This is a genomic window from Martelella sp. UBA3392 (assembly GCF_002358775.1).
Classification (GTDB): Bacteria; Pseudomonadota; Alphaproteobacteria; order Rhizobiales; family Rhizobiaceae; genus Martelella; species Martelella mediterranea.
In genome coordinates, this window is record NZ_DEPM01000255.1 from 1708 (window position 1) to 4043 (window position 2336).

The following is a 2336-nucleotide window of genomic DNA, read 5'->3' on the forward strand; positions in this document are numbered from 1 at the left end:
AGGCTTTCCGGCACGTCGCCATTGACGATCCGGAGCGCAAGGCCCTCGGTGATCGCGGTCTTGCCCACGCCCGGCTCGCCGATCAGCACCGGATTGTTCTTGGTGCGGCGCGACAGGACCTGGATCGTGCGGCGGATTTCATCGTCGCGGCCGATCACGGGATCGAGCTTGCCCTCGCGCGCGTCCTGCGTCAGGTCGCGGGCATATTTCTTCAACGCGTCATAGGATTGCTCGGCGCTCGCGCTGTCGGCGGTGCGGCCCTTGCGGATTTCGTTGATGGCTGCATTGAGCCCGTTCGGGGTCACGCCGGCATCGGCCAGCGTCTTCGCCGTCGAGGCGCTCTTTTCGATCGCAAGCGCGAGCAGCAGGCGTTCGACGGTGACGAAACTGTCGCCCGCCTTCTTGGCGGCCTCCTCGGCGGTGGTGAATACCTTGGCGAGCGGCTGGGCCAGATAAATCTGCCCGTTGCCTCCGGAAACTTTCGGAACTTTCGCGAGCACGGCCTCATTGGCAAAACGCGCCTTGGCGGCGTCGCCGCCGGCGCGCGCAATCAATGAGGCGGCCATGCCTTCCTCATCGTCGAGCAGCACCTTCAGGATGTGCGCGGCGTCGAACTGCTGATGGCCCTCGCCCAGCGCATAGGTCTGCGCGGACTGCAGGAAGCCGCGGACCCGTTCGGAATATTTTTCGAAATTCATGTTTCATGCCTCCATTCCTCACCCTGCCCTTTGTGAAGCGACAGAGCGATGATTCAGGTCAACCCCCTCTTCTGAGGCGAGCCGATGACAGCGGCATTTGCTGCCGCCTGAAGCAGATATGGGAGCGGATTTCGGCCGTTTAAAGAGGCCGTGAAACAAATTCGTTGCAGATATGCAACAGGGTTGGAGGCCTCCAGATTTTCGTCTTTTTGTAGCCAGTTCCATCCCTCACCGGCGTCATCCTTGTCTGTTGACGTCTGCCGTGAACGCGGCAGTCTGATTGGCGGACGGTGTTTCGTGTCATCCTTGGTCGTTATGCGACCGTGCCCGAGCTGGAAACGCCGCCCGCCTTTCGTCAACCACCCCGAACAGTTGCCGGGGCCGGCGTTGGCGCGCCGAGCCCGTAGGACAAGGATGGGATCATGACCTTGCCACAAAACACGATCGGTTGCGATGTCTCCGGTCGGCGTCTCGATGTTTATCTTCACCCGGCTGCCAGGTCGTGCAGCTTTTCCAACGATTCGGCGGGCATCGCCGCCCTGATCGGCCTTGCGCTCGAACACCGGGCGTTCGTGGTGCTGGAAGCCACCGCCCCGTGGGACCAGCCATTGGTGCGGGCGCTTGAGAAGGCGGAGCTTTCCTTCCATCGCGCCAATCCCCGCCGCGCCCGGGACTTTGCCCGCTCCATCGGCATGCTGGCCAAGACCGATGCGGTGGATGCGCGCATGCTGGCGCTTTACGGCGTCAATCTCGACCTGCCGGCCACCGCCCCGGCTTCGCCCGAACGGCTGAAGCTTCAGGGCCTCAACAGCCGCCGCGACCAGTTGGTCGCGATGCGCAAGGCCGAACGTATCCGCCTGAAGGGCGTCGCCGATCCGGTGGTGACGGAAAGCCTGGAGGCCGTGATCGCCCTGCTCGACGTCCAGATCCGCGCGCTTGAGCGACGCATCGCCAGCGCCATCAAGAACGCCTGCGACCTCGCCCAGGACGCGGCGCTACTGCGTTCGGCCGCAGGCGTAGGGCCGGTTTGCGCCGCCGTCATCCTTGCCAGCCTGCCCGAACTGGGACGTGTCGATCGGCGCGCGATCGCCGCCCTGGCCGGCGTGGCGCCGATCGCGCGCGAATCCGGCCTCATGCGCGGCAAACGCCATGTCCAGGGTGGGCGAAAGCGGGTGCGCGATGCCCTCTACATGGCCGCCCTTGCCGCGATCAGAACCGGGCGGTGGAAACAGCACTACGACCATCTGCGAAGCCGCGGCAAGGCACCCAAAGCCGCGATCGTCGCCATCGCCAGAAAGCTCCTTGTCGCCCTCAACACAGCCATTCGGGAGCAAAGACCGATCCTCAATGCACAAACAACTTGACAGAAAAGCACACAGTTGCTCGGGCTTGTCCCACCGCGGTGTCCGGTTTAGCCACTTGCGTCCACATTTCCCTGGGATTTCGGTTCCTTGATGGTCGTCTCTCCACCCACTGCGTCATCCTCGGGCTTGACCCGAGGATCTAAGCACGTATCAGCACGACCAGCGTTTCGGGCGAAAATCTATTTAAATACACCCTATTCCCAAACGCCAACTCCGCTCGTGTGGAAAGGTGGTTAGATCCTCGGCACAGGGCCGAGGATTGTTTGTTGAAAAC

At 62.9% G+C, this 2336-nt stretch carries 2 protein-coding genes; one reads left to right on the forward strand and one right to left on the reverse strand.

The annotated features are described in order from the left end of the window. A partial coding sequence (locus tag B4E36_RS20120; protein WP_345900746.1) for a Clp protease N-terminal domain-containing protein occupies positions 1–698 on the reverse strand: 698 nt, incomplete at its 3' end. A 422-nt stretch (positions 699–1120) separates the two neighbouring features. Between B4E36_RS20120 and B4E36_RS20125 the strand changes: the two genes are divergently transcribed. Next, positions 1121–2062 (forward strand): IS110 family transposase, encoded by a 942-nt coding sequence (locus B4E36_RS20125; protein ID WP_079920848.1) that lies wholly within the window; start codon positions 1121–1123, stop codon positions 2060–2062. The last annotated feature ends 274 nt before the right edge of the window (positions 2063–2336 follow it).